The following is a 25,775-nucleotide window of genomic DNA, read 5'->3' on the forward strand; positions in this document are numbered from 1 at the left end:
CAACAATAAAAATCCCTCCCTTTGATAATGAACAATGAAAAGTGAAGAATAAATGATTGATCAATATTCTTCATTCTTCACCGCACCAGCGGCCCGGTTTTCATTGTTCATTCATTTTACTCAAATTCCTGCTTCAGAATATTCAAAATCTCCTGAACAGTATCTTCTTCCAAATCCGTACGACGAACGAGTTCTTCATTACTCAAAGCCAATACGCTCTTGGCCGTATCAAGACCTACTTTACGAAGCTCATCAATCATCCACTCGTCAATTTCGTCGGAGAATTCCATGAGGTCAACGTCTTCATCATCTTCCTGGCCTTCGTTATCCCGGAATACGTCAATTTCCATATCAACCAATCGGCCAGCCAGTTTAATATTCTGACCACCTTTACCGATAGCTAACGAAACCTGATCCGGTTTCAGAAAAACCGAGACGCGCTTGGTTTCACGATCAATCTGCATCGAACTGATTTTAGCAGGACTCAATGCCCGGCTAATTAGTAGTTCAAGATTCTCGGTGTAATTTATAACGTCAATATTTTCGTTACCCAGTTCACGAACGATGCCATGAATTCGGGAACCTTTCATACCCACGCAGGCCCCAACGGGATCAATACGGTCATCGTATGATTCGACAGCCACCTTCGCCCGTTCGCCGGGTTCCCGAACGATTTTACGAATGGAGATTAAGCCGTCGTAAATTTCAGGCACCTCAATTTCGAACAGCCGCTCTAAAAATACGGGCGATGTTCGCGATAGAACGATTTTAGGCGTACCATTCAACATCTCCACCCGGCTGATAACGGCCTTTACCGCTTCACCTTTCCGGTAACGGTCTTTGGGAATTTGATCAGTACGGGGTAAGCTCAATTCATTGCCTTCACCGTCAACCAGAATGATTTCATGCTTTAGCAATTGGTAAACTTCTGTACTCACTAAGTCACCCACCTGATCCTTATATTTCTGATAAAGGAGTTCTTTCTCCATATCCTTTATCTTCTGAATCAATGTCTGGCGAGCGGTCTGCACAACCCGACGACCGAAATCCTCCAGTTTAACCTCTTCGGCAACCTGTTCGCCTACCTCAAAGTCATCCTGAATCTTCCGGGCTTCAGCAAGCGGAATTTTGTCATAATCCCAGATGTCTTCAGAGTTGTCGTCCACAATTTCGCGTGTACGCCACATCTCTAAATCGCCACTTTCGGCATTAATAATAACGTCGAAATTTTCGTCGGTACCGTATTTTTTACGAATCATTGTCCGGAAGACTTCTTCCAGAATAGCGATCATGGTCGGCCGGTCAATATTTTTCGACCGGGCAAAGTCAGCAAACGATTCAATTAACAGTCCACTGGTCATTTTAGTGTTGGGTCAGTAGTCGAGAGTCGTTCGTCAATAGTAGTCGTTTGTTCGCACTTACAACTATTGGCTGTCGACTAGCGACATTATTTAAATGATACTTCTACATTAGCTTTTTTAATCTGTCCGAAGGGAATCGGCGTAGGCCCGACTGGTGGTGCTTCAGTAACTAAATCAGCTTCTTTTTTCTTTTTACTCTTCGACTTCTTTTCAGCTTCAATATTCAAAACAATATGATCGTCGGCAACGGACTCGAGTGTACCTTTTCGAGTACTTCCGTCCAAAAGGGTAGCAACCACTGTTCGACCAATATTGCGAACGTATTGCCGCTGAAACGTTAATGGGAAGTCAATTCCAGGTGATGAAACTTCGAGCGTAAACGGAGATTCATCAAAAAAATTTAATTCATCCATTTGCGCACCCAGTCTTCGGCTAATACTGGCGCACTCTTCGATCGTAATACCCGAATCGCTATCGAGCAAAACGGTCACTTTAATTCGTCCTCCCCGACGCCCTACCACCTGAACATCAACAACATACAAATGATCGTCGTTCAGATACGGGTGGAGAAGTTCATTTATTTTCGCTTTATCGTCCATAAGTTACGGCTAACAAAAAAGGGAGTGCGACTCCCTTTTTTGATCAATGCCATATGGTTTTTGTGCCACAAAGATAATACGTTTCCCTGTGCATAGCAAGCCCCTCCTTTTTCTCGATTATGGGCTTTCCAGTCAGAATGCCTTATTTTGGGACTTACAAGGCATTTGTCTTTTCTCAATGACGGTGATATGACGATAAGAATACGAGTCCGCACGATGATTGTCTTTTTTTTTCGGTCCTTGCTGTGGTCTCTCAATCTGTTATTAGTGTTTTACACATGCTTAGCGTACTGGTTGCTCTATAGTTTACCCACACAACATTGGTCGGCCAGCCTAATCATGATCACGATTCCAGTAGCCTGGATGTTGAATTTAGTTGTGGTGTGTTTGTGGCTTACCGATCGCCCCTGGCGGAGCTGGCTTTCAGGGGTCGTGTTAATTGCGGGTGTCGTCTTGTTTGGATCAAGAACCTTTGGCTGGAATCAGATCAAAGACTTGACAGGCACTGGCACTCAAATCAAAGTATTCAGCTACAATGTAAAAACATTTGATCTTAACTTCGGAAGAGACCTCAATAGATACCCAAGTTCACCTCGATTTCGGCGACTGGCTAATTATGTAATACATTATGATGCTCCAGTTAAGTGTTTTCAAGAGTATTATTCGAAAAGAACCAAGCCTGAATACGATTTTATTAAGCGATTTCGTCAGGCTGGCTTCATTTATTCCGTTATTCTACATCCAGAAAATGTTCAAAGCAGTGGAGTTGCTATGGGAATGGCTATCTTTTCTATTTACCCAATTGTGAATTCGGGACGGGAAGCTTTCGACTTGCCCAATGGCCTCCTTTGGGCCGATGTTAAAATAGGGAACGATACAATTCGCGTTATAAATGTTCACCTGCATTCGATGGGTATCCGAATAGGGAAGGTCTTGAAGAAAGATGAAATGAGTGAAGTGAAACACGAGACTCGGGGTATATTGAGTGCACTTCGTACGGGCTTTGTTGAGCGAAACTTACAGGTCACCAAGCTTCAGCAATACGTTAAGGACAGCCCCCATCCAGTAATTATTACCGGAGATTTTAATGACACACCGTACGGTGTTGTTTATGAGCGAATGCGCCGACTATTACCTAACAGTTTCGAAGAAGAAGGGCACGGTTTCGGCTTTACTTATAACCATATGCCTAATTTCATTCGTATTGATCACCAGTTTCATGACCCTCGCCTACCTGTCTTGAATTTCGAAACGATTAATTACGTCTCAGACTCAGACCATTATCCCATCGTGGGGACATATGTAGTGAAATAGTCGTAAGTCGATAGCTATCAACGTCAGTTACTGATGACTCTTAACTATCGACTTATGGATGTGCATTTACCCATTCTTCGCCATCCATAAATACTTCTTTTTTCCAGATAGGCACTGTCTTTTTGATGGTATCGATGATGTAACGGCAAGCCTCAAACGCATCAGCGCGATGAGCCGTAGCGACACCGATCAGGACAGCGATCTCACCGATTTGCAACGTACCTTTCCGATGAATGATCGTGTAACGCAAGATGGGCCAACGCTGGTGAGCCTGATCAGCAATTTTCTCCATTTCATTGATGGCCATACGATCGTAGGCTTCGTACTCGAGCCGATTCACCGAACGCTCCTGCGTATTGTCGCGCACGACACCCAGAAATAAATCAATAGCACCCGCTTGCTCCGATTCGATGGACTTTAGAGCAGCAGCAACGTCAATGGGATCAGTAGTAATAGAAATCATAAATCAATTATCAGTAACCAGACAAAAAACATAACCCGTTGGCTAGGATATGTTAACTGAAATCAACCTCCACTCACAGGGGGAATGAGAGCTATCTCGTCATTATAGCCAATTAACTGATCTTGTTCGGCATATTCACCATTAACAGCGACCAATAGCGATTTAATACCTGCTAATGCTGGATAGTCCTGATGCAATCGGCTAAGTAAATCGATAACACGCGTATGCTCACTAAGGGGCACCACAACCTTCGACTGTCCAGTCAGGTCGCGGGTAATACCAAATAAGAGTACTGAAACGGAAGAAGCCATTCGTTAGACTAGTTTCTGAATTTACTACGTAGTAAAAGAACGTAGCAATGCCCAATTGAAGTTCGCAGGGTACAAACAAAAAACTGTGCCAGCCTCAACGGGCAATGGCACAGTTTGTATTATGAATAAGACAGGCCTTATTTCGAGTTATTCAACTTTCGTTCAGCCTTCTTCATCTTCTTATCGGTTTTATCGAGGGCTTTATTCGTACCATCTTTAACGTCCTCTTTCGTATTTTTGGCGGCTTTGGATATTTTATCTCCTGCCTTATCGGCCTCACGACCAACCTTTTTGCCAGCAGCTTTTGTCGTTTCTTTCACCTGGCTGCCAGCCTCTTTTGCTTTCTCTTTCGTATCCTGAGCGGATACAACGGCAATTGAAAAAACCACCGCAGCGGCTATCATTATGAGCTTTTTCATGACTGTTGAATTAGTTTATTGAACTCAATAACCGATAGCCTTCTCAATTGTTTTGCGATCTAACCGATTACGTTACTCCTTGTGCTTGAAAACTTTCACTTGATAAACGTAGTCCTGCATCCGCTTAATCTGTTGCTTGCGCGGCAAACTTGCCAGCGTACTCTTGCGGTTTAATCGTAATGGCTGCCCTTTAAGCGAATCCGGTGGAATACTATTCAGGGCTTCAAACAGATAATTCGTTTTCACCGCAAAACTGACCCCTTCGGAGGTGGTCTGCTTACCGCTGATAATGCCAATGACGTTACCTTTTTCATCTAAAAGTGGCCCCCCCGAGTTGCCGGGATTGACACTAATAGCCACCTGATAGGCCGTTGAATCGCCCCGATAACCCGTACCGGAACTAAGGTAGCCTTCGCCGTAAACAATTTCTTCGCGCGGGTAACCAAGCGTATACACACGTTCGCCTAGGTCAGACGACTTGGCATCAAAGCTGTAAGGAACTGGAGGCAACGTCCGAAAGGCGCTGTCATCACAGAGTTGCAGAACAGCCAGATCGTGGGCCTGATCGGCATAAACGATACGTGCTTTGTAAACCTCGCCCTTACCACTTTGCACATAGACCGAATCGGCCTCCCGAATTATGTGATTATTCGTTATAAAGTAACCATCGGACGTGAGCAAAAAACCTGATCCAGCTACCTGCGCCGGATTAATACCCAACCCTCGACCTCGTCCATTGAAATCATTCAGGAGTCTACGCTGTGATGTTTTAACAGCCTGAATTTCCTTGCTCAGTAAGCTATACTGTTGCTCCTGCTGTTTATGCCCCTGCAAATAAGAACGGTACAGAAAAATTGAGCCAAACGTAGTAATGATGGCTGCCGAAGCGGCTACTGCCAACGTAGTGCGATACGTATGCCAGAGTTTACGAATCTGGCCCGACGCTTCGGCTGGAGAATTATACAAGTCAGCATCCTGCCGCATAGCGTCCATGTCGATGCTGGCCTGCATCATCTGCAAACGCTGCTTAAACCGGATTCGCTCGCCGTAGGCGTGCAACGCGTTTTCAATATCTTTTTCCTCGTTCATCTCTGTAAAAGAGTTAAAGAGTTATAGAGTTGACAAGTTATAAGGTTGATGGACTGCAAACGCAATTATCAACCGCACGGGCGGCCCCGCGCAACGGTGGACCGTTTATAACTGTACGACTTTATAACGTAGTACTACTGTTTGTATTCCGCAAAGAACAATCGCTTCAGGCGCATCAGACATTTATACTTCTGCGTTTTGGCGTTATCAGCATTGGTATAGCCAAACTTTTCAGTAATATCCTGCATACTCAAATGCTGAATATAAAAATCATCCAGTAACGTTCGACAGGGTTCACCAAGTCGGCCAAGTGAGTCGGCCATGAGGGTAAACTGTCGATCGCGCTCCTCATGGTCAATCAGGTCATCGTTCAGTTGATCAATGGCCATCTCATCCGAAGCGGGCGTTTCTACATCCCGTATCACAAATCGACTACGTTGAGCTAACTGCTTCAGCCACAAACGCCTGCCAATTGAATAGAGGTACGTTTTTAGCTGACAATGCAATTCCAGCGAACCACTTCTTACCTTTTCATACAACACGATCAGTGCTTCCTGGTAGATATCCTTGGCGTCGTCTTCATTCCCACTATTACTGGTAACGAAGTGGAGCACCATTGGAAAATACCGTCGATACAACTGACCTAATGCGTCGTCGGAGCCATCGGCCAAACCCAGCAGCAACTCATCATCAGTTAATACGGGTTGCCTACTTTCCTTCATTGAGTTGAGTCATTACTTAATACGGAAACACCTTGGATGTAACCCAAAAAAAAGTTAAAAATTGTTGGGTTACCTTTTTCTCTATCTAGTATTAACGTTGACATTGAATCATTAATCACTAAACAAAAACATCCCCAAAAATATGAAAGCAATCACGAAATCCGCCTTCTTTTTCATGGCTATGATCGCCCTGGCTACGTCTTGCAGCTCGAAGAAGACCGAAAGCACCGAAACGACTACGACCACGACGGATTCAACTTCGACGATGGCTACGGATTCGACGATGGCTACGGATTCTGCTTCGACGATGTCTGCTGATAGCGCGAAGTAATTTCTACTAAGGCACAACTGCCGGTACAACTTACCGACAACGCTATAAACGATATAAGAGCCTCCTGATGATTCAGGGGGCTTTTGTTTTTTAAGTTGTTAGTGACTGACGAAACAATTTGCTTTCACACCAGCCACTAACAACTATCGACTGACGACTTCATGTCAATACTTCTTTCAACACATTCATGGCACCAGTTGGTGCCGCTTTTTCATACAGTATCGTATATACGGCATTCGTAATGGGCATATCGACGCCAAATTGCCGATTGATTTCAAAAATACTTTTCACGGCGTAATAGCCTTCAGCAATCATGTTCATTTCGGCTTGTGCCGATTGAATTGTGTATCCCCGGCCGATCAGTGTGCCAAATGTGCGGTTTCGACTAAAGGGTGAGTAGGCTGTTACAAGCAGATCACCGAGGTAGGCAGAACCACTTAAATCACGATGCTTAGGGTAAACAGCATCGACAAATCGCTTAATTTCCTGCATGGCATTAGACACCAGTACCGCCTGAAAATTGTCGCCATAGCCGAGCCCTCGTGTGATACCGCACGCCAGCGCAATAATATTTTTCATCACAGCGCTATACTCAACTCCATAAATATCGTCTACGGGTGTCGTTTGTACGAAACGGCAACGTAGCAGATCCGCCACTTCTTCAGCACAGGTATGATCCTGGGAGGCAATAGTCAGATACGAGTGTTTTTCAAGAGCAACTTCTTCGGCATGACAAGGCCCGGCAATGACAGACATCTTGTTCGTTGGAACGCCGTATTGATCACTGACCCAATCCGTTACTAATTGATTAGCCCCAGGAATCATTCCTTTAATAGCCGACACTACGTACTTTCCGGCAAAATGCTCGGGTTTGAGTCCTGTCAACGCATCGGCAATAAAAGCTGTCGGAACGGCCAATACTACGTAGTCACTATCCCGAATGGCATCTCGAATTTTAGTGCAAACCTTCACCTTTCGAGTATTGATCTGCACATCACTCAGGTAACTGGGGTTATGGCCAAATTTTTTAATGTGATCGGCATCAGATTTTTTGCGAAGCCACCATTTAACACTGACATTATTTTCGGAGAGGATTTTGACAAGCGCTGTCGCCCAGCTTCCTCCCCCGACCATCGTCAGCCGAACGGGTTGTGTTACTTTCATGGGGTAAAGGAAGGAAAAAAGCAGGTGCAGGGCAAATTTGCCCTACACCTGCTTTCCTTTCAAAATAATTATGTAAATAAATATCTATTGACTGTTGGTGCGAGCGCCATACTGCCGCCCGTTCACACCTTACTCCTCCTTCTCATCTTTCTTTTTATTCTTATTCGGATCGCGTTTAACGACGAGTTCACCATCTTTTAGCTTCTTGGATACCGCAATGAACGGTCCCGAAATAATCTGTTCGCCCGCCTTCAGGCCCGATACGATTTCAATATTTTCGAAGTCACTGATACCGGTTTTCACTTCACGCTGCGACGCCTTGCCACCAACATTGACGAAAACAATCTCTTTGGGTTTTTCTTTCTTTTCAACCTGCGTAGCTGGCCTTTCATCGACATCCCCGTTTGACTTCGTCTTTATTTCCTCAGTGTCGATGGCGCTTGAATCGGCGGCTCGTGTCGTTACCGCGGCAATTGGCACGGCTAATACACCCATTTTCCGATCGGTAATGATCTCAACCGAAGCGGTCATACCCGGCTTAAATGGATATCCCTTCTTGTCTTTCTGAGCCAGTAAATCACTGTATGAACTGTTCAAAATTTTCACTTTCACTTCAAACTCCGTTACAGCATCGGCAGAAAGTGAGGCAGCCGCAGCCGCTCCTGATGAACTGGTCAGGCCGTTAGCCGTATTGGCAATTTCGTAGACAACGCCCTTGAATTTACGTCCAGCCATTGTGTAGGAGTCCACTTCAATATCAGCCGTGTCGCCCAGATTAGCCCGGACAATGTCATTCTCGTTGACGTTGACACGTACCTCCATATTTTGCAGATTGGCAATACGCATGATTTCCGTACCCGCCATTTGCGATGTACCCACAACGCGTTCGCCCAGTTCGATATTAAGCTTTGAAACGGTACCGTTGACGGGAGAATAAATTGTCGTTTTACGCAGGTTTTCATTGGCGTCGCGTAAACTGGCTTCGGCGCTCTGGATGTTGAACTGCGCAGCCCGGACGTTGGCATTAGCGGCTTCGACTTCCTGTTTTGCTACGTTAAAATTAGCCTCACTGGTTTCCAAATCAGCGGAGGAAACGACTTTATCGGCAAACAGTTTTTTATTACGTTCGTAGTCGGCTTTGGCCCGAATCAGTCGGGCACTCGATTGAGCTACCGATGCTTTCGATTGTTCCAGTTGGGCCCGGCTTTGATTGACCGTTGCCCGTGCCCTCGCCAATAATGATTCGTAGTTATCAGGGCGAATGCGGCACAACAATTGACCCGCTTTTACGGGGTCCCCCTCGTTAACGTATAAGCCAATAATTTCACCAGATACGTCGGGGCTGATTTTCACCTCTACCTGCGGCTGAACACGCCCCGATGCACTAACACGTTCCGTAATATCGGTCCGCTTAACCAAGCCAAAATCAACCTCCGTCGACTTCGGCTTGCCGATCATACCGGCCTGTTTAGCCGCAACGAAACCACCCACCAGCAGGACAACAAGCCCACCTAATATCCACCAAATTCGACTTGACTTCTTCTTCATAGGGAGAGAGCGAAAGAATGAAAGAGCGAATTACACCGGATGGCTTTCGTTCTTTCGCTCTTTCACTAATTAAAACTAAGGGATTTGTTCTGGTAATAATCTAAAATCTTGGTCCGAAATACATAATCATACTTGGCCTGTACAAGGCTGGCACGGGCACGATCAAGGTTCGTTTTGGCAATGCTATAATCCGTTGCATTAATGGCACCCGCATTTAACCGGCTTTCAGCCATCTGAAACGCCCGTTCGAGCGACAACACCTGCACCTGAGTAGCTCGATACTTATTAGCTCCCGCTTTCATCTGGGTATAGGCCGTTTCAATTTGCTGACGCAGCGTTAAACGGGTATTAAGCGCTGTCAATTCGGCGTTCTGCTGCTGAATCTTAGCCGTTGTGATCCGATTTCGTGACAAGTTTCCCTGAAAAATCGGAACCCGCAAAAACAAAGAAGCGGACTGGCTAAAGTTATTGCTCAATTGAGAACCATACGAAATACCAGTACGATCATACCCCGGGGTCGACGCATTGACAGGTATATTCGCACCAGTTACCGGATCAACAATGAAACCAATCGTTGTCTGAGTAGACTGCCCATTGGGTGATGCTACACTCGCAGCACTGGAATAGATCGTGCTCAGATTACCATTCAGCGACAGCGTCGGGTATAGTCCCCCTTTCGCCACCTGAACACCTAACGTAGCACTTTTGACACGTAAATCAGCTCCTTTTACTTCGGGCAGATTTGTTGAAGCCACATCATACAACTGCTGCACAGAGGCCGTGTAAGGATCTAAACCCGGATCAGGCACATTAATAGGTTCTACTTCAAAGTTCTGATTGATCGGTACGTTCATGGCCTGCAGCAACGCTACTTTAGCCAGATCAAGCGTGTTCTGCGCCGTAACAATGTCAACTTCATTGCTGGCCAGCGTAGCCTGAAGATCGAACACGTTCGATTCGGGCGCCGATCCGGCAGCTACCAAGCGTTGCATACGCTCCAGTTGCGCTCGTGTTACGTCAGCCTGACGTTGGGTCACGGCTAATTGCTCCGTACCTGTCAGTACGTTCAGGTAGTTTTGGGCAACCGTCAGCGAGACATTATTCTGCGTAGCATTTAATTCCTGCTGGCCTGCCTGAAGGGCAATTTCATTTTGCTTGACGGTACTACGTAGTACGCCACCATTATACAACGTAACCGATGTATTAAGCTGAAAGCTACTTGAATTAATCGTCTGCTGGACGAATTCGTTGGATTGTGGGTTGATACTGCGTCCTCCATTTATGGACTGGTTGCCCTGAAAAACGGCGGTCGGTAACTGATTTAACCGTGACTGTCGTACTTGCAGATCACTGTTAGCCACCGTTAGTCTTCCCTGTCGAATCAGTATGTTATTCTGCTGAGCAATGTCGATGCACTGCTGTAAATTTACCCGAGCGGGTGCGCTCGCTGTGGTTTGCGCGTATGCTCCCGACAATCCTGTCGTTAACAATAGAGCCATTACGACCCGCATCTGTTTCCACGCCACTTGCATACACATACTATTTGATGGTTCAATGTTACAAACTTACCTTCGGCGCGGCTATCGTTTTGGGATAAACGGCGCAAACTAAGCATGTTTCTGGTTTATAATTCGGATGTACTTCCCGAGAGCGACTTTCAGCTATCGGTAAACGACCGGGCCTTTCAGTATGGCGACGGTTTATTCGAGACAATTCGGTACTCAACTGAACAAATCTGGTTCTGGTCTGACCACTTTGCCCGGCTCTCGGCTGGCATGGACGCTTTGCAGCTAACCCAACCTACCGGATTCTCCGCCGAAGCGGTTCACCAAGCCATTTTACAGGTACTTTCGGCGAACAAACTCATCAATCAACCCGCCCGAATCAAGATTCAGGTCTGGCGGCAATCAGGTGGTTTATATACGCCTTCAACAAACAAGGCTAACGTACTGATCACGGCTCGACCTGGAAGCCCGTTTTCGGTTACTGAAAAAGCCAAAACGGGCATTTATGATCTTTTCCGCTTGTCTCCCTCTCCAGTTTCGGCGTTTAAAACGCTAAACTCGCTACCCTACGTATTGGCCGGACTCTACAAACAACAGCATGGACTCGACGAGATAATTTTGCTCGACTCTCAGGGTCATCTTGCCGAATGTCTGGCGTCGAATCTATTTTGGTGTTCAGGCAAAACGCTCTACACGCCCTCGCTCGACTCTGGCTGCATCAATGGCATTATTCGACAGCAATTGGTACGGTTAGCTCCAGCAGTTAGCCTCACCGTATCCGAAGGGTTATTTCCCCCTGCTATTCTGACAACGGCTGATGCGGTTTTCTGTGCGAACGTTATGGGGATTCAGTGGTTGCGTAGTATAAACGACCTGGATGTTGACACCAGGCCGCTCTCGTTTGGCGACACCGAAAGCCTACTTAACGCCCTCTTCGCTCAGTTTCAGGGCTGAAGAATCTTCCAGCCATCCATCTTTCAGACGGATCACCCGTGAACCGTATTTAGCATTTACTTCGGAGTGCGTCACCTGAACAATGGTCACGCCATCTTTCTGATTCAACTCGCGGAACAGTTCCATGATGTCGCGGGCCTGGTCGGAGTGCAGATTACCCGTTGGCTCATCAGCAAAAATAACGCTTGGTTCGGCCGCCAACGCCCGGGCAATGCCTACCAGTTGTTGCTGACCACCCGATAGTTGCGCCGGGAACAGGTCTTTTTTAGCCACCATGTTGAATCGGTCGAGCAGTTCGGCTACGCGGCTTTTACGCTCCGATCCATTGAGGCCTTTGTAGAGTAGCGGTGTTTCAATGTTTTCATATACGGTTAATTCGTCAATCAAATGATACGCCTGAAATACGAAGCCAATGCGCGTCCGGTGCAGTTCAGTACGTCTCTTTTCGGATAGTTTCTGAACCGGCTGATCGTCAAACAGGTATTCGCCTTCGGAGGGTTCTTCGAGCAGACCCAGAATATGCAGCAAAGTGGACTTCCCCGATCCCGACGGGCCCATGATGGACACAAACTCGCCCTGAACGATGTTGAGGTTGATATTACGCAACACATAGACCCGACCGAAGCCAGCAGGGTAGAACTTGGAAACGTTGCGGAGTTGAATCATAATTAATTACTTTTGAAAAGGTTTTAGTTCGGCAAGAAAGGCTGGTTAGCCATATACGTTCCTGACATTACTCAAATTTAATATGAATTCTTTTCTGTTAAGGCTCAAGCGTCGTGCCAAATACCTAATTTATTGATTAATAGATTTTTACAGATATTCTAAGGCCCATCAACGTCCGCTAGCGGACAAAGTTACTTTTGAAACCGGACACCTTTTTTATACGTCCGATGCAACGTAGTACGTGTTTTTACCATCTTCTCATAAATATCTAAAACTGTCTTCAACAATGAAAGCACTTGTATTATCTATCCTAATGCTAACAGCGGGTATCAACACCACCAGCGACGATTGGAAAAAAGACCGAACCGTTTCGGGCTTCACCGGATTAAGTGTTAGCAGTGGCATCGATGTCTATCTGACCCAGGGAAATTCTGAAAAACTAACCTTCGATGTGAAAGGCGTTGACGAGGATCGAGTCATCTCGGAAGTGAAAAACGGCGTATTGAAACTGTATATAGAACGCAAAGGATTTAGTGGCTGGAATCTCGGACGTAACAACTATGTAAAAGCCTATGTGACCTTCAAGCAGTTAAATAATTTGGAGGCATCGGGTGGGGCCGACGTTTTCGGACAGGGCAGCCTGTCCTTCAAAGACCTTAATCTGGAAGCATCCGGTGGATCTGATGTGAAGTTAGACCTCAAAGCTGACGATCTGAACGTATCGGCGTCGGGCGGTGCCGATGCCGTTTTGCAGGGCTCAGCCCGGACACTCAACGCCAATGGGTCGGGCGGTGCTGATCTGGACGCTCGAAAACTGACTGTCGATGTATGCAATGCTAATTCATCGGGTGGCTCAGACGTCTACGTTAACGCCAGTAAAGAACTGACAATGAAGGCATCGGGCGGCTCGGATATTTATTACTACGGCTCAGCCAAAGTGCTGTCCCAAAGCAAATCAGGAGGTTCGGATATTTCGCGGAAATAGTAGAAAACCCTTCGATACGTTGCTTTAACAAGATTTAACGCACTCAACATAGCCCAGCTATATTGAGTGCGTTATTTTTACCCAAAATCAATCGTATGCGTTTTGGGTACATTTTCGTATTTATATCTTTAAGTTGCTCAGCCCAGTCACTAACAGAAACGCAGAAGCTGGCGTCATTGGGTGAGGTATGGGGATTTCTAAAATACTATCATCCGGCCGTAGCAACAGGCAGACTAAATTGGGATGAACAACTTGTTACATTGGTTCCGCAGATTCAGCAAGCCCATGACCGGAATGAACTATCAACAATTTACTTACGGCTTATTGATAATCTGGGTATAGTTACCCCCTGCCAGACATGTTCATTTGCAGAATCTATTCCTATCCGGCTTCGGCGTAATTTCGATCTATCGTTACTGAACGACTCAACCCTATTTTCGACACCACTACGTGACCGACTGCACTATATTGCCCGAAACCGTAATCAGGGCAAAAATCACTACGTCCAGTGGGTACGTCAAACAGAAAACGCCAACTACAGCAACGAGAAAACGTACGCGGAGATGCGTGTCCCCAACGAAGCGTATCGACTACTGACCCTATTTCGCTACTGGAACGTAGTGCACTATTTCTTCCCGTATAAGTACGCTATTGATAAAAACTGGCATGATGTACTGATGGATCAGATTCCGGTATTCCAGCAAGCGAATAGTGAGCAGGCCTATCAATTGGCACTCTATCGCATGGTAGCCCAGATTCAGGATAGTCACGGCTTTGTGAGCAATACCAACAAAAGCGTCTGTCTGCGGTGCGATCTGGGTCGAAATTGGGTGCCGTTCGAGATGACTATACTTGACGACAAAGCCATTATTACGCGTTTTTACAATGATTCGCTTGCGGCCATTAACAACCTAAAAATCGGGATGGTCATCAGTCACATCGACGGAGAAACTATCCATGACCGCCTTGAGCGCGAACGTCCCTACGTAGCAGCGTCTAATGAATCGGCACTGCGACGTAACATAGCCATCCTTATGGGCATTGGGCCAACAGAAAAAGCGAAACTGACAATTGAAACGGATGGACAGGATTCTGTACTTATCGTACAGCGTTATGCCTATAGTGCGTTCGGCAGACAGGCAAAGGAGTCGATCAACAGCCGAAATCCTGTTAGCCGGTGGCTACCCAACAGCATAGGATACGTAAACATGGGGCGGCTGGCAGCCCATCAAGTCGATAGTGTAATAAATACATTTATGGTGGCAAAGGCCATACTTTTCGATGTGCGCCATTACCCGCAAGGAACAATGGGCCAAGTTTTAAAGCACTTAAACGTAACCGATAAGTTCGTACAGTTTATTGTGCCTGATTTAACTTATCCCGGTATGATGAAACCAGGCCCAGTGAACTCCGTCAGCTACAGAAATAAAGTACACTTCAAAGGCAAGGTGATTGTGCTGCAAAATGAAGAAACCCAGAGTCAGGCCGAATTTACCATTATGGCGTTACAAACGGTGCCAAACGTAATTGTAATTGGCAGTCAAACGGCTGGTGCCGATGGAGGCTACATAGAAATTCCACTACCTGGTGGCTATCTGGCAACCATGACCGGGCAAGGAATTTACTATCCTGATGGTCGCGAAACGCAGCGAATCGGTATTGTCCCCGATGTAGTGGTTCGACCTACGATTCGGGGGATTCAGGCTGGGCGAGACGAGGTACTTGAAAGGGCAATTGAAGCAGCACGACAGAAAAAGTAAACCGTCCTTATAACTGAACTGCTTACTTTTGCAAAAAAAACAATCCTCTTGACACCCACTATCGGTATCCTCGGCGGGGGCCAGCTCGGTCTGATGCTCCTGCAAGCCGCCATTGACTGGAACCTTCGCGTTCATATTCTTGATCCAGATGCAGAAGCTCCCTGCCGCAATCTCTGCACTAAATTCACGCAGGGGTCTCTAACTGACTACGACACGGTCTATCAATTCGGGCAGGCTGTTGACGTACTGACCATTGAAATTGAGCGCGTGAATGTTGAAGCCCTTGAAGCCCTCGAACGTGAAGGAAAGCGGGTATTCCCGCAACCATCCGTTATTCGGGTTATTCAGGACAAACGACTCCAAAAGCAGTTTTACCGCGACCATAATCTCCCCACCGCCGATTTCATTCTGACAGAAACCCGTGCCGACGTGGCTCTGCTGGAAATTGATCAGCCTGATTTGTTCCCCGCTTTCCACAAACTCGGCCGTGATGGGTACGACGGGCGCGGTGTTCAGCGCATAGCGTCCGTTGCCGATGTCGGGAAAGCTTTCGACGCGCCGGGCGTCCTGGAGAAAGCCGTCGATTTTGAGAAAGAATTAGCCGTCATCGTAGCCCGCAACGAACGGGGCGACGTGCAAACTTTCCCAACGGTCGAGATGGTGTTTCACCCCGAACTGAACCTGGTTGATTATCTGTTTGCTCCCGCTCAAATTTCAGATGAGATCAACCAGCAGGCGCAGGCTATTGCGCGACATACTGCCGAAGCCTTCGGGATTGTCGGTTTATTAGCAGTGGAATTATTTCTGGATAAACAAGGCAACGTATTGATTAACGAAGTGGCCCCACGTCCGCACAACAGCGGCCACCATACCATGCGCGCCAACGTCACGTCACAGTTTGAACAGCACTGGCGCGCCATCCTCAACTATCCGCTGGGCAATACGTCGGCTTATCAACCTGCCGCGATGGTCAATTTACTGGGCGAAGATGGCCACACGGGTCCAGCGGTTTACGAAGGGCTGGAAAACCTGCTGGCTATGCCTGGTGTCTTCCCCTTTTTCTACGGTAAAGCCATCACAAAGCCCTTCCGCAAAATGGGCCACGTAACGGTCATGGACGAATCGTTGGATTTATTGCGGGAGAAAGTAGAAGCGGTGAAAACCGGCATCCGAGTGATTTCATAAACACAGAGAGACGGAGGAAGCACGGAGCAAATAGAGAAAATCCTTTGTGTACTCCGTACTTCCTCCGTTCCCTCTGTGTTTACCCCACTACGTTCGTCAGTGTACCAATTCCCTCAATCGTAATGCTTATTTCGTCGCCGGAACGTAGCGTGAAATCATCGGGGGGAACGATGCCAGTGCCGGTCATTAAGAAACAACCGTTTGAGAAAGAACACTCACGGTACAGGAACTCGACGAGTTCGGTATGCTGACGTTTCATCTGGCTAATAGCAATACTATTTGTGAAAACAGCCTGCTCATTTCGGACAATTTCCAGCCGGATCTGTGTATCAGGCGAAATTGGGTTTTCGGGTACGAACAAGCACGGACCTAAAGCAGCTGCGCCATCGTATGATTTGGCTTGTGGCAAGTACAGTGGGTTTTCGCCCTCAATGCTCCGTGAACTCATGTCGTTGCCGCAGGTGTAGCCGACAATTTTACCAGTTGATGTTATAAACAGCGTCAGTTCGGGCTCGGGTACGTTCCAGGTCGAGTCGGCGCGGATACGGACGTTGGCGCCCGGTCCTACTACGCGTTCGGGTGTCGATTTGAAAAATAATTCAGGTCGTTCGGCGTCGTAAACCCGGTCATAAAAATTATCACCCCCCGATTTTTTCGACTCTTCCATGCGAGCATTGCGACTGCGCAGGTACGTAACACCCGACGCCCACACTTCCTGCCGGCCAATGGGTGCCAGCAAACCGGTTTTAGTCCAGGCCTCGTATTGTTCTGACGCCGTTTTCGACGTAGTGATCTGCTGTAAATCAGCGTATAAACTATCCTGATTGATTAACGTATCCCAATTGTCTGATGGAACGGCGTAAAACTGATTGGCGGATTCAAGAACGATGCCGGAGCGGGTATTGTAGAGTTTCATAAATAAAGTCAGAGTACGTTTGGTAAAGAAAATTTGTATCAGATTTTACTTTATCGTATTATTGCGATGAATTAACAGATCAAACTGTAAAATGAACTTATTCAGGCAGTTCACACAGAAATGGGCGTAACAAAAACCGAGATATTTACGGATCACCAGAACCGCGTAGCTGAGTTAGCCAAAGCATTTGCGCATCCGGCGCGGGTAGCGATTCTACAGCTTTTAGCCGAGCGTAAAGCCTGCGTTTGTGGCGATCTGGTTGATGAACTGCCATTGGCACAGGCCACTGTATCGCAGCATCTGAAAGAACTCAAACGTATCGGTATCATCAAAGGTGATATTGATCCACCCCGCGTTTGCTATTGCATTAACGAACCCGTTTGGGAGGAAGCCCGCACCTTGTTTGGGAACGTATTAGACGCCTTCATCAGTAGTCCAACCTGCTGTTAAAAGGGTAACTTTTTTTTGCTTAAATCAATCGTAATATTACAATAAACCAATCGAACTATGAACACGGCAGAAGAACTCAAGGAAATCGTTCGACAGAAGTACGGCGAAATTGCTCAGGCCGATAATGCACAAGGCGTTGACTGCGGTTGTGGACCAACGTCCTGCTGTAATCCCGACTCATCTACAGAGGCATCGTACACAATTTTGATGAACGATGAGTACGCAACGGTCAACGGATACGCAGCCGATGCCGATCTGGGTTTAGGCTGCGGTTTACCAACGCAGTTTGCAAAAATTGAACCCGGCGACGTAGTGGTTGATTTGGGTTCCGGTGCCGGAAACGACTGTTTTGTGGCCCGTGCCGAAACCGGCGAAATGGGTCGCGTCATTGGGCTCGATATGACGCCCGCCATGATTGACCGCGCTCGAAAAAATGCGAAATCACTAGGTTACACCAACGTTGACTTTGTTTACGGTGATATTGAGGACATGCCTTTACCGAACGATCTGGCCGACGTAGTGGTGAGCAATTGCGTGATGAATCTCGTACCTGATAAACCAAAAGCCTTTGCTGAAACGTACCGAATTCTGAAACCGGGCGGACATTTCAGCATTTCCGACATTGTATTGACGGGTGATCTTCCGGACGGTTTGCAACATGACGCCGAACTATATGCCGGTTGTGTATCGGGCGCTATTCAGCAGGACGATTATTTGCAAATTATTACCGATACTGGCTTTACGAATGTTCAGATTCAGAAGAAAAAAGTGATTAATCTGCCCAGCGAATTGCTCCTCAAGTACCTAAAGCCAGAAGAAAGTCAAACCTATCAACAGGCTGTAGAAGGCCATCCAGCCCGGGGAATTTTCAGTATTACCGTTTACGCCGAAAAATAAGCATGAAACGAATCCTTGTTCTTTGCACGGGCAACTCGACCCGTAGCCAGATGGCGCATGGCTATCTCCAGAAGTTTGCGGGCAGCCGCGCTGAAGTACTGAGCGCCGGTGTCGAAACGCACGGCTTGAACCCCAAAGCGGTGCAGGTGATGGGGGAGGATGGTGTTGATATCAGCCACCATACGTCGAACCTGGTAGACGAATACGAGCTCCTTTCGTTCGATCATGTCATCACCGTATGTGATAGCGCGAGTGAGCGTTGTCCGCTCTGGATTGGCCGAACGCACCGGCTCCACCACAATTTTACCGATCCTTCCAAAGCGACCGGATCGCCCGAGGAAATTATGGCATCCTACCGAACTACTCGGGACGAAATCAGGCAATTCAGCCAGGATTTTGTTAGTAAGAACGTACTATAATGACCACAAAAACGATTTTACCAATCAGTCAAAAAAAGCGTCTGTCGTTCCTGGATCGCTTCCTAACGCTCTGGATATTTCTGGCGATGGTACTCGGTGTTAGCATCGGCTATTTCGTTCCACGAACGGAATCGTTTATTAATCAATTCAACTCGGGTTCTACCAACGTACCGCTGGCGATTGGACTGATTTTGATGATGTATCCACCTTTGGCGAAAGTGCGCTATGCTGAATTGCCAAAGGTATTCAGTAACACCAAAATCCTGGGATTATCGTTGGTCCAGAACTGGATTATCGGACCATTATTGATGTTTGGATTAGCCGTTGTGTTTTTGCCTGACAAACCCGAATACATGACGGGTTTGATCCTGATTGGCATTGCCCGCTGCATCGCGATGGTTATCGTGTGGAACGATCTCGCCAACGGTGACCGACTGTATGCGGCTGGTTTAGTGGCCTTTAACAGTATCTTCCAAGTGCTGTTTTACAGCGTCTATGCCTACATTTTCATCACCCTACTCCCTCCCTTGTTTGGCTTGCGCGGATTTGTAGTCAATATTACCATTGGCGACGTAGCGCAGAGTGTATTCATCTATTTGGGCATTCCGTTTTTGGCAGGACTACTGTCGCGATTGATTTTGTCACGGCTGTTCAGTCGACACTGGTACGAAGAGACGTTTTTGCCCGCTATCAGCCCTGTTACGTTGATCGCCCTTTTGTTTACTATCGTCGTGATGTTCAGTCTGAAAGGTAATCTGATCGTTTCCATTCCGTTCGATGTGCTACGTATCGCCCTGCCGCTCACGATCTATTTTGCTATCATGTTCTTCTCGGCATTTTACCTTTCTAAACGAGCCGGAGCCGATTATGGAAAGTCTACGTCGCTCGCGTTTACGGCGGCCGGGAATAATTTTGAACTGGGGATTGCGGTTGCCATTTCCGTTTTTGGCATTAATTCGGGTGCGGCTTTTGCGGCTGTTATCGGCCCACTTATTGAGGTTCCCGTATTGATCCTGATGGTGAATTTCTCACTGAAACAACGTAGTCGGTTTTTACCGTCAAAAGTAGTATCTTAGTACACTACTGCTTACTGCTTCGGCGGTTCAATACAAATGCTGCAAAAAACACGGGGGATTGCCCTTAGCTACATCCGGTATCGAGAAACGTCCATTATTGCCCGTATTTATACCGAAGAGTTCGGATTGCAAAGTTATATCGTCAACAGCGTTCGTACGGCTCGGAATAAGAACAACAAAATTGCCTTATTTCAGCCATTGACCTTGTTAGACATGGTCGTGTACAACAAACCCGACCGCGAGCTTCACCGACTTTCGGAGATGAAGACCAGTTATCCGTTTCAGAGCCTGCCGTTTGAAGTGGCAAAATCGACCATTGCGATGTTCGTAACGGAAATGCTGAACAAAGTATTGAAAGAAGAAGCGGGCAGTCCGCCCCTTTTTAAATTCCTGATGGATTCTGTTTTGTTTCTGGAAGAAGCGAAAACAAACTACGAAAACTTCCATATTGCCTTCCTGCTTAAGCTGTCGTTTTACCTGGGCTTCGGACCGGAGTCGGCCCGCGAGTTCGAAAGTCAGCTTCGGGAGAATTCGTACCCGTTTCTACCCGACGACGAAATGGAAACGGCTCTTAATACGATGCTACGTTATCCACTCGGAACGCCCATAAAACTTGCTCGCTCTGCCCGTAATGAACTCGTAGACGCGTTGGTAACGTATTACCACATTCACCTCGATTCTCTTGGCGAAGTAAAGTCGTTACCGGTGTTGCGGGAGGTGTTAGGGTAAGTTAACGCAGGTTTCCATCCGCGTTATACTTTCCGTTTCAACTCAAAATTCTGGCCCAGATACAGACGTCTGACCTGCTCGTCGTTGGCGAGTTCTTCGGCGGAACCCTGCTTCAGGATTTTGCCCTCGAACAGCAGATACGCCCTATCAGTAATGGAGAGCGTTTCGTTCACGTTGTGGTCCGTAATGAGAATGCCGATATTCTTGTGTTTTAGCTTGGCCACAATGCTTTGAATGTCTTCTACAGCAATCGGGTCAACGCCCGCGAAGGGTTCATCTAAGAGAATAAATTTAGGATCTACGGCCAGCGCGCGGGCAATTTCAGTACGTCGGCGTTCACCACCGGATAATACCTTGCCTTTGCTCTTCCGAACGTGCGTCAGGCTAAACTCCTCCAGCAATTCTTCTACCTTCCCTTTACGTTCTTTTTTAGGCAAATCACTCATTTCCAGCACAGCCAATACGTTCTCCTCAACGGTTAGGTCCCGGAATACCGACGCTTCCTGCGCCAAATAACCCAGCCCAAGCCGCGCCCGCTTATACATCGGCAGATCCGTTACATCTTTGTCGTCGATGAAAACTTTGCCGCTGTTGGGCTTCACTAAACCGACAGCCATATAGAACGAGGTAGTTTTGCCCGCACCATTTGGCCCCAGTAAACCCACAATTTCGCCCGTTTCCACTTGATACGATACGTTATTGTTGACCAACCGCGAGCCGTATTTTTTAATTAAATTTTCAGTTCTGAGAATCATTTCGATACGTTATACGAATACGGCCAGCACTAAATCGCACTAAGCCGTCAACGACCGATGCAAAGGTCGCGGTAATACAACCCTCTGCCAACTATTTTTAGCTACAGCAAAGGCGAATACCCATTTATTAACAATTATTAGGACTCCTCCGTTTGGTCATGAACGCATTTGCGCTTTGAGCGTTGGTCAAAACCCGGTGCTATGCAGGCCGAAAGATGCTGGCTTGGGATCAGTAAAATAGGCAGGGAGATAACAACAAGATCAAGTTGCCGGGGTCTATTCGCTGAACTTTATATCCCGCAGCATGAGCTGTAACGATACGTTCCCATTGAAGAAATTCTGCTCTACCTGATAACAAATCGAAAAGGGTTTACCCAGCCGAAGCTGATCGGCCAGGTGGGCGAAACCGAAACCAATCGCGGTTAATGTCTGCCCCGTTCTGCTCTGCCGAACATTGATTTTCAGGTGTTTTTCCTTCATGATAATCGGCTCGCTAACCAGATACACATCGTCGGTCATAAAGGTCGGCTGCATGTTATGCGGACCAAATGGTCCCATTTGCTTCACAATCCTGACGAGTTTGTCAGTGATCTCGCTAAAGTCAAGCGGAAGATCAATATCAACCAATGGCGTGAGGTGCTCCTCCTTGATGGTACGTGATACAACTTCTTCAAATTTCTGCCGAAAGGCGTCGATATTATCGATCGACATGGTCATGCCGGCGGCAAACGTGTGTCCGCCAAACTGTTCGAGCAAATCGGCACATTCTTCAATGGCTTCGTAGACGTCGAAACCCGGCACCGATCGTGCTGATCCGGCGGCCTTGTTATTCGATTGGGTCAGGATGATGGTTGGCCGGTGGAAATGCTCGATGCAGCGCGACGCGACAATGCCAATAACGCCCTTGTGCCACGTAGCATCGTAAAGCACCGTACTTTTGGCATGGGTCAGCGCGTCACTATCCCGAATCATGGACAACGCCTGTTCCGTGATGCTGCTGTCAAATTCGCGTCGGCTATTATTGTGCTTGTTAATGGCCATGGCAAACTCGTCGGCTTCCTCCTCCGATTCGGCCAGCAACAGTTGTACGGCGGCTTTCGCGTGCTGAATCCGACCAGCGGCATTGATACGTGGTCCAAGGCCAAACACTACGTTCGTAATATCCAGTTCGCGCGAGAAACCAGCTACTTTAATCAACGCTTTCAGGCCCGTACGCGGATTGGAATTCAGGTGTTTTAGCCCATAATAGGCCATCACCCGGTTCTCGCCCGTTAACGGCACAATGTCTGACGCGATACTAACGGCAACCAGATCGAGACTGGGATACAACAATTCCAGCTCAATGTCTTTAAGCATACAGAATGCCTGAAGCAGTTTAAAGCCCACCCCACAACCGCTCAATTCCTTGTACGGGTACTGACAATCGTCGCGCTTGGGATCAAGCACAGCGGCTGCATCGGGCAATTCGGGGCCGGGGCGGTGGTGGTCACAGATGATAAAATCGACGCCCAACGCTTTTGCTTCAGCCACGCGCTCAATCGACTTGATGCCGCAGTCCAGGGCAATGATCAGCGTGAAACCATTTTCGGCCGCCCAGTGAATTCCTTGCTGCGAGATACCGTACCCCTCCTTGTAACGGTCCGGAATATAATAATCGATGGCCGTATGGTAATTTTTTAGAAAACCATAAACTAAGGCTACCGATGTGGTGCCATCTACGTCGTAGTCGCCATAAATCAGAATTTTTTCCTCCCGTTCGGGGAGCATAGCCATTTGCAGGCGCATAATGGCCCGATCCATATCCTTCATGTCGAAGGGATTGTGCAAATGATTTATCTCGGGACGGAAGAAAGTCCGGGCTTCTTCGTAGGTATGAACACTACGCTGTACCAACAAAGCCGCTAAAAAAGGACTTATGTTTAGTGAGCTTGTTAGTGACGCGATAGCTGCCTGCTGTTCTGCCGAATCAGGAAAGGGTTTGGTAATCCATCGTTTGGCAGGAGGTGGGGATTGGGCTATCATAATTGCAAGATAAATCCGTTTTAACAAAAACTTTCAATCTATGCTCTTTTTGCTTTCGACACTTAGCCTTTTTCTGACGGATGATCCCTATTCTTCGTCACCACCGAAAACTAATTTAAAGGTTGATATTCATAATGTTGCACAAAAAAAGGGAGCCGTTTACGTTGCTTTATTCCGTTCCGGCAAAGATTTTCCCACGGGCAAGCCAACTGAAGGAAAAAAAATAGACGCTACCCATAGCCAGCTCCAGACTACATTTTCGGTTGAACCGGGGGAATATGCCATTGCCATTTTTCACGACGAAAACGGCAATGGCAAAATGGACAAAAAATTATTCGGTATTCCCAAAGAGCCCTATGGATTCAGCAATAACTTCCGCCCCAAAATGTCGGCGCCGAAATTCAGTGATTGCCAGTTCAGCGTTGATCATGACGAAAAGAAGATAAGTATTACGTTGAACGGATTCTGACCCCGCAGGCGACTTTGCAGGATTATGTGATTTAAATGATTTTTAGGATTTTACCCTTAACCGATGGTAAAGTGACCAAAATCCTGAAAATCATTTGAGGCATGTGAATCCCGGTTCAGAAATTTTATGTAATTTTACCCGGCAAATAACAAATCTGCTATTTGCTCATGAGCTTAGATACCAGCAAGTTTCTTTACGAGGCTCTCACCTACGACGACGTACTGCTTTTGCCTTCCTATTCGGAAGTTCTCCCGCGCGATACGCAAACCACTACCCAACTTACACGTACCATCCAGCTGAACATTCCGCTTATATCGGCGGCTATGGACACAGTGACCGAATCGGCGCTGGCTATTGCGATGGCGCAGGAGGGCGGTATCGGTATCATTCACAAAAATATGAGCGTTGAAGCCCAGGCCGATCAGGTCCGCAAGGTGAAGCGCTCAGAAAGCGGCATGATTATCGACCCCATCACGCTGCTCGAAACCGCCACACTGACTGATGCGCTCAAGATTATGCGCGAGTTCAAAATCGGAGGAATTCCCGTTGTGGACGAGGATGGTAAGTTGGTCGGCATTCTGACCAACCGTGATCTACGTTTCCAAACGGACTTATCACGGCCGGTTACCGACATCATGACCCGCGAAAAACTGATTACCGCGCGGGAAGGTCTAACACTGGAAGAGGCTGAGAGTATTCTGCAACAGTATCGTATTGAGAAGTTGCCCATCGTTAATGATGCCTACCACTTGGTTGGGCTGATTACGTATAAAGACATTCTGAAGAAAAAGAGCCACCCAAACGCCTGCAAAGACGAATTGGGGCGGTTGCGCGTAGGGGCTGCCGTTGGCGTAACGCCCGACCTGACCCGACGCATTGAGGCCCTCGTGAAAGCGGGCGTTGACGTAATCAGCGTTGATACGGCGCATGGTCACTCGAAGGGTGTTCTGGATGCCGTTCGGAACATTAAACAGCAATTCCCTAAACTTCAGGTAATTGCCGGAAACGTAGCGACAGGTGAAGGCGCCAAGGCCCTTGCCGATGCAGGAGCAGATGCCGTAAAAGTAGGCGTCGGGCCAGGGAGTATCTGCACAACACGTATCATTGCCGGTATTGGCATGCCACAACTGACAGCCGTTTACGAATCGGCTAAAGCGTTGCTGGGAACTGGTGTTCCCGTCATTGCCGACGGAGGTATTCGTTTCTCGGGCGATATCACAAAAGCCCTGGCGGGCGGGGCTAGTACGGTCATGATTGGTTCGCTACTGGCCGGAACCGAAGAAGCTCCTGGCGAAGTGGTGCTGTATGAAGGTCGTCGGTTTAAAACCTACCGGGGCATGGGATCAGTGGAAGCGATGGAAGATGGTTCCAAGGATCGCTATTTCCAGGATGCAGAAGATGATATCAAGAAACTTGTACCCGAAGGTATTGTCGGACGCGTACCATTCAAAGGCAAAGTCGCCGAGATTGTCTATCAAATGGTTGGTGGGCTGAAAGCCGGTATGGGTTACTGCGGAGCCGCCGACATTACCGCCTTGCAGAATGCCAAATTTGTGAAGATCACCACAGCAGGTTCGCGCGAGAGTCACCCGCACGATATTTCGATTCAGAAAGAAGCGCCAAATTATTCGGTGCGGTAGACAACTATATATCCAGTATGAAACAG

General features: G+C 47.4%; 27 protein-coding genes. 13 read left to right on the plus strand and 14 right to left on the minus strand.

Going from position 1 to position 25,775, the window contains the following annotated elements:
* Nucleotides 1-116: 116 nt before the first annotated feature.
* Nucleotides 117-1,361, minus strand: a complete 1,245-nt coding sequence (gene nusA, locus BM202_RS25325; RefSeq protein WP_093831416.1) for a transcription termination factor NusA — start codon at nucleotides 1,359-1,361, stop codon at nucleotides 117-119.
* Nucleotides 1,362-1,447: 86 nt separating this feature from the next.
* Complete coding sequence (locus tag BM202_RS25330) at nucleotides 1,448-1,960, minus strand: ribosome maturation factor RimP (protein WP_093831418.1); 513 nt, start codon at nucleotides 1,958-1,960, stop codon at nucleotides 1,448-1,450.
* 339 nt (nucleotides 1,961-2,299) lie between these two features.
* On the opposite strand from BM202_RS25330, the gene BM202_RS25335 reads away from it, so the two are divergent.
* The gene (locus BM202_RS25335) at nucleotides 2,300-3,274 is read left to right on the plus strand and encodes an endonuclease/exonuclease/phosphatase family protein (protein WP_245776781.1); all 975 of its coding nucleotides are present in this window, start codon (nucleotides 2,300-2,302) and stop codon (nucleotides 3,272-3,274) included.
* Nucleotides 3,275-3,326: 52 nt separating this feature from the next.
* Here BM202_RS25335 and BM202_RS25340 read toward each other — a convergent pair whose 3' ends face one another.
* The 5 genes from BM202_RS25340 to BM202_RS25360 all read right to left on the minus strand — a co-directional run bounded on the left by BM202_RS25340 (nucleotide 3,327) and on the right by BM202_RS25360 (nucleotide 6,278).
* Nucleotides 3,327-3,737, minus strand: coding sequence for a molybdenum cofactor biosynthesis protein MoaE (locus BM202_RS25340; RefSeq protein ID WP_093831420.1), 411 nt, complete (start codon nucleotides 3,735-3,737; stop codon nucleotides 3,327-3,329).
* 62 nt (nucleotides 3,738-3,799) lie between these two features.
* Nucleotides 3,800-4,048 (minus strand): MoaD/ThiS family protein, encoded by a 249-nt coding sequence (locus BM202_RS25345; protein ID WP_093831422.1) that lies wholly within the window; start codon nucleotides 4,046-4,048, stop codon nucleotides 3,800-3,802.
* 137 nt (nucleotides 4,049-4,185) lie between these two features.
* Nucleotides 4,186-4,467 (minus strand): hypothetical protein, encoded by a 282-nt coding sequence (locus tag BM202_RS25350; protein WP_093831423.1) that lies wholly within the window; start codon nucleotides 4,465-4,467, stop codon nucleotides 4,186-4,188.
* A 72-nt stretch (nucleotides 4,468-4,539) separates the two neighbouring features.
* A complete protein-coding gene (locus tag BM202_RS25355; protein ID WP_093831425.1) occupies nucleotides 4,540-5,556 on the minus strand; it encodes a S1C family serine protease in 1,017 nt (338 codons plus the stop codon).
* Nucleotides 5,557-5,690: 134 nt separating this feature from the next.
* The gene (locus BM202_RS25360; RefSeq protein WP_093831427.1) at nucleotides 5,691-6,278 is read right to left on the minus strand and encodes an RNA polymerase sigma factor; all 588 of its coding nucleotides are present in this window, start codon (nucleotides 6,276-6,278) and stop codon (nucleotides 5,691-5,693) included.
* Nucleotides 6,279-6,420: 142 nt separating this feature from the next.
* Here BM202_RS25360 and BM202_RS37360 point away from each other — a divergent pair, with 142 nt between their 5' ends.
* Nucleotides 6,421-6,609, plus strand: coding sequence for a hypothetical protein (locus BM202_RS37360; RefSeq protein ID WP_177236675.1), 189 nt, complete (start codon nucleotides 6,421-6,423; stop codon nucleotides 6,607-6,609).
* A 159-nt stretch (nucleotides 6,610-6,768) separates the two neighbouring features.
* On the opposite strand, the gene BM202_RS25370 is transcribed toward BM202_RS37360, so the two are convergent.
* The 3 genes from BM202_RS25370 to BM202_RS25380 form a co-directional block, all read right to left on the minus strand.
* The gene (locus tag BM202_RS25370; RefSeq protein ID WP_093831429.1) at nucleotides 6,769-7,773 is read right to left on the minus strand and encodes an NAD(P)H-dependent glycerol-3-phosphate dehydrogenase; all 1,005 of its coding nucleotides are present in this window, start codon (nucleotides 7,771-7,773) and stop codon (nucleotides 6,769-6,771) included.
* Nucleotides 7,774-7,902: 129 nt separating this feature from the next.
* Nucleotides 7,903-9,321 (minus strand): efflux RND transporter periplasmic adaptor subunit, encoded by a 1,419-nt coding sequence (locus BM202_RS25375; RefSeq protein WP_093831431.1) that lies wholly within the window; start codon nucleotides 9,319-9,321, stop codon nucleotides 7,903-7,905.
* A gap of 65 nt (nucleotides 9,322-9,386) precedes the next feature.
* Nucleotides 9,387-10,853 (minus strand): TolC family protein, encoded by a 1,467-nt coding sequence (locus BM202_RS25380; protein WP_093831433.1) that lies wholly within the window; start codon nucleotides 10,851-10,853, stop codon nucleotides 9,387-9,389.
* Between the two features lie 81 nt (nucleotides 10,854-10,934).
* Here BM202_RS25380 and BM202_RS25385 point away from each other — a divergent pair, with 81 nt between their 5' ends.
* Nucleotides 10,935-11,780: an aminotransferase class IV gene (locus tag BM202_RS25385; RefSeq protein WP_093831435.1), complete on the plus strand. Its 846-nt coding sequence runs from the start codon at nucleotides 10,935-10,937 to the stop codon at nucleotides 11,778-11,780.
* Here the strand turns inward: BM202_RS25385 and BM202_RS25390 are convergent.
* Entirely contained in the window at nucleotides 11,745-12,446 is a 702-nt protein-coding gene (locus tag BM202_RS25390) for an ABC transporter ATP-binding protein (RefSeq protein WP_093831437.1), read from the minus strand. The two genes, BM202_RS25385 and BM202_RS25390, sit on opposite strands and share 36 nt — an antisense overlap.
* Nucleotides 12,447-12,732: 286 nt before the next feature.
* Between BM202_RS25390 and BM202_RS25395 the strand changes: the two genes are divergently transcribed.
* The 3 genes from BM202_RS25395 to BM202_RS25405 all read left to right on the plus strand — a co-directional run bounded on the left by BM202_RS25395 (nucleotide 12,733) and on the right by BM202_RS25405 (nucleotide 16,376).
* Nucleotides 12,733-13,431, plus strand: coding sequence for a head GIN domain-containing protein (locus BM202_RS25395; RefSeq protein ID WP_093831439.1), 699 nt, complete (start codon nucleotides 12,733-12,735; stop codon nucleotides 13,429-13,431).
* 95 nt (nucleotides 13,432-13,526) lie between these two features.
* Nucleotides 13,527-15,191, plus strand: a complete 1,665-nt coding sequence (locus tag BM202_RS25400; protein WP_093831441.1) for a S41 family peptidase — start codon at nucleotides 13,527-13,529, stop codon at nucleotides 15,189-15,191.
* 48 nt (nucleotides 15,192-15,239) lie between these two features.
* Nucleotides 15,240-16,376 carry a 5-(carboxyamino)imidazole ribonucleotide synthase gene (locus BM202_RS25405; RefSeq protein ID WP_093831443.1) on the plus strand — a complete coding sequence of 379 codons (1,137 nt, stop codon included), beginning with the start codon at nucleotides 15,240-15,242 and terminating at the stop codon, nucleotides 16,374-16,376.
* Nucleotides 16,377-16,455: 79 nt separating this feature from the next.
* Here BM202_RS25405 and BM202_RS25410 read toward each other — a convergent pair whose 3' ends face one another.
* On the minus strand, nucleotides 16,456-17,292 hold the full coding sequence (locus tag BM202_RS25410; protein WP_093831445.1) for a fumarylacetoacetate hydrolase family protein: 837 nt from the start codon (nucleotides 17,290-17,292) through the stop codon (nucleotides 16,456-16,458).
* Between the two features lie 120 nt (nucleotides 17,293-17,412).
* Between BM202_RS25410 and BM202_RS25415 the strand changes: the two genes are divergently transcribed.
* From BM202_RS25415 to recO, 5 genes are read left to right on the plus strand one after another with little or no spacing between them, the layout of a single operon-like run.
* Entirely contained in the window at nucleotides 17,413-17,742 is a 330-nt protein-coding gene (locus tag BM202_RS25415; RefSeq protein ID WP_093831447.1) for an ArsR/SmtB family transcription factor, read from the plus strand.
* A 57-nt stretch (nucleotides 17,743-17,799) separates the two neighbouring features.
* The gene (locus BM202_RS25420; RefSeq protein WP_093831449.1) at nucleotides 17,800-18,639 is read left to right on the plus strand and encodes an arsenite methyltransferase; all 840 of its coding nucleotides are present in this window, start codon (nucleotides 17,800-17,802) and stop codon (nucleotides 18,637-18,639) included.
* Between the two features lie 2 nt (nucleotides 18,640-18,641).
* Nucleotides 18,642-19,058 carry an arsenate reductase ArsC gene (locus BM202_RS25425; RefSeq protein WP_093831451.1) on the plus strand — a complete coding sequence of 139 codons (417 nt, stop codon included), beginning with the start codon at nucleotides 18,642-18,644 and terminating at the stop codon, nucleotides 19,056-19,058.
* Nucleotides 19,058-20,134: an ACR3 family arsenite efflux transporter gene (gene arsB, locus BM202_RS25430; protein WP_093831453.1), complete on the plus strand. Its 1,077-nt coding sequence runs from the start codon at nucleotides 19,058-19,060 to the stop codon at nucleotides 20,132-20,134. Before BM202_RS25425 ends, arsB begins: the two co-directional genes overlap by 1 nt.
* A gap of 36 nt (nucleotides 20,135-20,170) precedes the next feature.
* Complete coding sequence (gene recO, locus BM202_RS25435; protein WP_093831455.1) at nucleotides 20,171-20,863, plus strand: DNA repair protein RecO; 693 nt, start codon at nucleotides 20,171-20,173, stop codon at nucleotides 20,861-20,863.
* A 23-nt stretch (nucleotides 20,864-20,886) separates the two neighbouring features.
* Here the strand turns inward: recO and lptB are convergent, their stop codons facing one another.
* Nucleotides 20,887-21,618, minus strand: a complete 732-nt coding sequence (gene lptB, locus BM202_RS25440; RefSeq protein ID WP_093831457.1) for an LPS export ABC transporter ATP-binding protein — start codon at nucleotides 21,616-21,618, stop codon at nucleotides 20,887-20,889.
* 276 nt (nucleotides 21,619-21,894) lie between these two features.
* Nucleotides 21,895-23,640, minus strand: a complete 1,746-nt coding sequence (gene recJ / locus BM202_RS25445; protein WP_093831459.1) for a single-stranded-DNA-specific exonuclease RecJ — start codon at nucleotides 23,638-23,640, stop codon at nucleotides 21,895-21,897.
* 40 nt (nucleotides 23,641-23,680) lie between these two features.
* Here recJ and BM202_RS25450 point away from each other — a divergent pair, with 40 nt between their 5' ends.
* Nucleotides 23,681-24,109: a DUF2141 domain-containing protein gene (locus tag BM202_RS25450; RefSeq protein ID WP_093831461.1), complete on the plus strand. Its 429-nt coding sequence runs from the start codon at nucleotides 23,681-23,683 to the stop codon at nucleotides 24,107-24,109.
* A 167-nt stretch (nucleotides 24,110-24,276) separates the two neighbouring features.
* Nucleotides 24,277-25,749, plus strand: coding sequence for an IMP dehydrogenase (gene guaB, locus BM202_RS25455; RefSeq protein WP_093831463.1), 1,473 nt, complete (start codon nucleotides 24,277-24,279; stop codon nucleotides 25,747-25,749).
* The last annotated feature ends 26 nt before the right edge of the window (nucleotides 25,750-25,775 follow it).

Origin of the sequence: Spirosoma endophyticum (assembly GCF_900112365.1) — a bacterium.
In the GTDB taxonomy this organism is placed as follows: Bacteria; Bacteroidota; Bacteroidia; order Cytophagales; family Spirosomataceae; genus Spirosoma; species Spirosoma endophyticum.

Excerpts from the sequence above, each read along its gene's own strand:
- BM202_RS25390 (WP_093831437.1), bottom strand. The coding sequence starts at position 12,446 with ATGATTCAACTCCGCAACGTTTCCAAGTTCTACCCTGCTGGCTTCGGT.
- BM202_RS25355 (WP_093831425.1), bottom strand. The coding sequence starts at position 5,556 with ATGAACGAGGAAAAAGATATTGAAAACGCGTTGCACGCCTACGGCGAG.
- BM202_RS25400 (WP_093831441.1), top strand. The coding sequence starts at position 13,527 with ATGCGTTTTGGGTACATTTTCGTATTTATATCTTTAAGTTGCTCAGCC.
- BM202_RS25340 (WP_093831420.1), bottom strand. The coding sequence starts at position 3,737 with ATGATTTCTATTACTACTGATCCCATTGACGTTGCTGCTGCTCTAAAG.
- BM202_RS25410 (WP_093831445.1), bottom strand. The coding sequence starts at position 17,292 with ATGAAACTCTACAATACCCGCTCCGGCATCGTTCTTGAATCCGCCAAT.
- BM202_RS25375 (WP_093831431.1), bottom strand. The coding sequence starts at position 9,321 with ATGAAGAAGAAGTCAAGTCGAATTTGGTGGATATTAGGTGGGCTTGTT.
- BM202_RS37360 (WP_177236675.1), top strand. The coding sequence starts at position 6,421 with ATGAAAGCAATCACGAAATCCGCCTTCTTTTTCATGGCTATGATCGCC.
- BM202_RS25330 (WP_093831418.1), bottom strand. The coding sequence starts at position 1,960 with ATGGACGATAAAGCGAAAATAAATGAACTTCTCCACCCGTATCTGAAC.
- BM202_RS25450 (WP_093831461.1), top strand. The coding sequence starts at position 23,681 with ATGCTCTTTTTGCTTTCGACACTTAGCCTTTTTCTGACGGATGATCCC.
- lptB (WP_093831457.1), bottom strand. The coding sequence starts at position 21,618 with ATGATTCTCAGAACTGAAAATTTAATTAAAAAATACGGCTCGCGGTTG.
- BM202_RS25395 (WP_093831439.1), top strand. The coding sequence starts at position 12,733 with ATGAAAGCACTTGTATTATCTATCCTAATGCTAACAGCGGGTATCAAC.
- BM202_RS25350 (WP_093831423.1), bottom strand. The coding sequence starts at position 4,467 with ATGAAAAAGCTCATAATGATAGCCGCTGCGGTGGTTTTTTCAATTGCC.
- BM202_RS25425 (WP_093831451.1), top strand. The coding sequence starts at position 18,642 with ATGAAACGAATCCTTGTTCTTTGCACGGGCAACTCGACCCGTAGCCAG.
- nusA (WP_093831416.1), bottom strand. The coding sequence starts at position 1,361 with ATGACCAGTGGACTGTTAATTGAATCGTTTGCTGACTTTGCCCGGTCG.
- BM202_RS25370 (WP_093831429.1), bottom strand. The coding sequence starts at position 7,773 with ATGAAAGTAACACAACCCGTTCGGCTGACGATGGTCGGGGGAGGAAGC.
- BM202_RS25360 (WP_093831427.1), bottom strand. The coding sequence starts at position 6,278 with ATGAAGGAAAGTAGGCAACCCGTATTAACTGATGATGAGTTGCTGCTG.
- BM202_RS25380 (WP_093831433.1), bottom strand. The coding sequence starts at position 10,853 with ATGCAAGTGGCGTGGAAACAGATGCGGGTCGTAATGGCTCTATTGTTA.
- arsB (WP_093831453.1), top strand. The coding sequence starts at position 19,058 with ATGACCACAAAAACGATTTTACCAATCAGTCAAAAAAAGCGTCTGTCG.
- BM202_RS25385 (WP_093831435.1), top strand. The coding sequence starts at position 10,935 with ATGTTTCTGGTTTATAATTCGGATGTACTTCCCGAGAGCGACTTTCAG.
- BM202_RS25420 (WP_093831449.1), top strand. The coding sequence starts at position 17,800 with ATGAACACGGCAGAAGAACTCAAGGAAATCGTTCGACAGAAGTACGGC.
- BM202_RS25415 (WP_093831447.1), top strand. The coding sequence starts at position 17,413 with ATGGGCGTAACAAAAACCGAGATATTTACGGATCACCAGAACCGCGTA.
- BM202_RS25345 (WP_093831422.1), bottom strand. The coding sequence starts at position 4,048 with ATGGCTTCTTCCGTTTCAGTACTCTTATTTGGTATTACCCGCGACCTG.
- recO (WP_093831455.1), top strand. The coding sequence starts at position 20,171 with ATGCTGCAAAAAACACGGGGGATTGCCCTTAGCTACATCCGGTATCGA.
- guaB (WP_093831463.1), top strand. The coding sequence starts at position 24,277 with ATGAGCTTAGATACCAGCAAGTTTCTTTACGAGGCTCTCACCTACGAC.
- recJ (WP_093831459.1), bottom strand. The coding sequence starts at position 23,640 with ATGATAGCCCAATCCCCACCTCCTGCCAAACGATGGATTACCAAACCC.
- BM202_RS25335 (WP_245776781.1), top strand. The coding sequence starts at position 2,300 with ATGATCACGATTCCAGTAGCCTGGATGTTGAATTTAGTTGTGGTGTGT.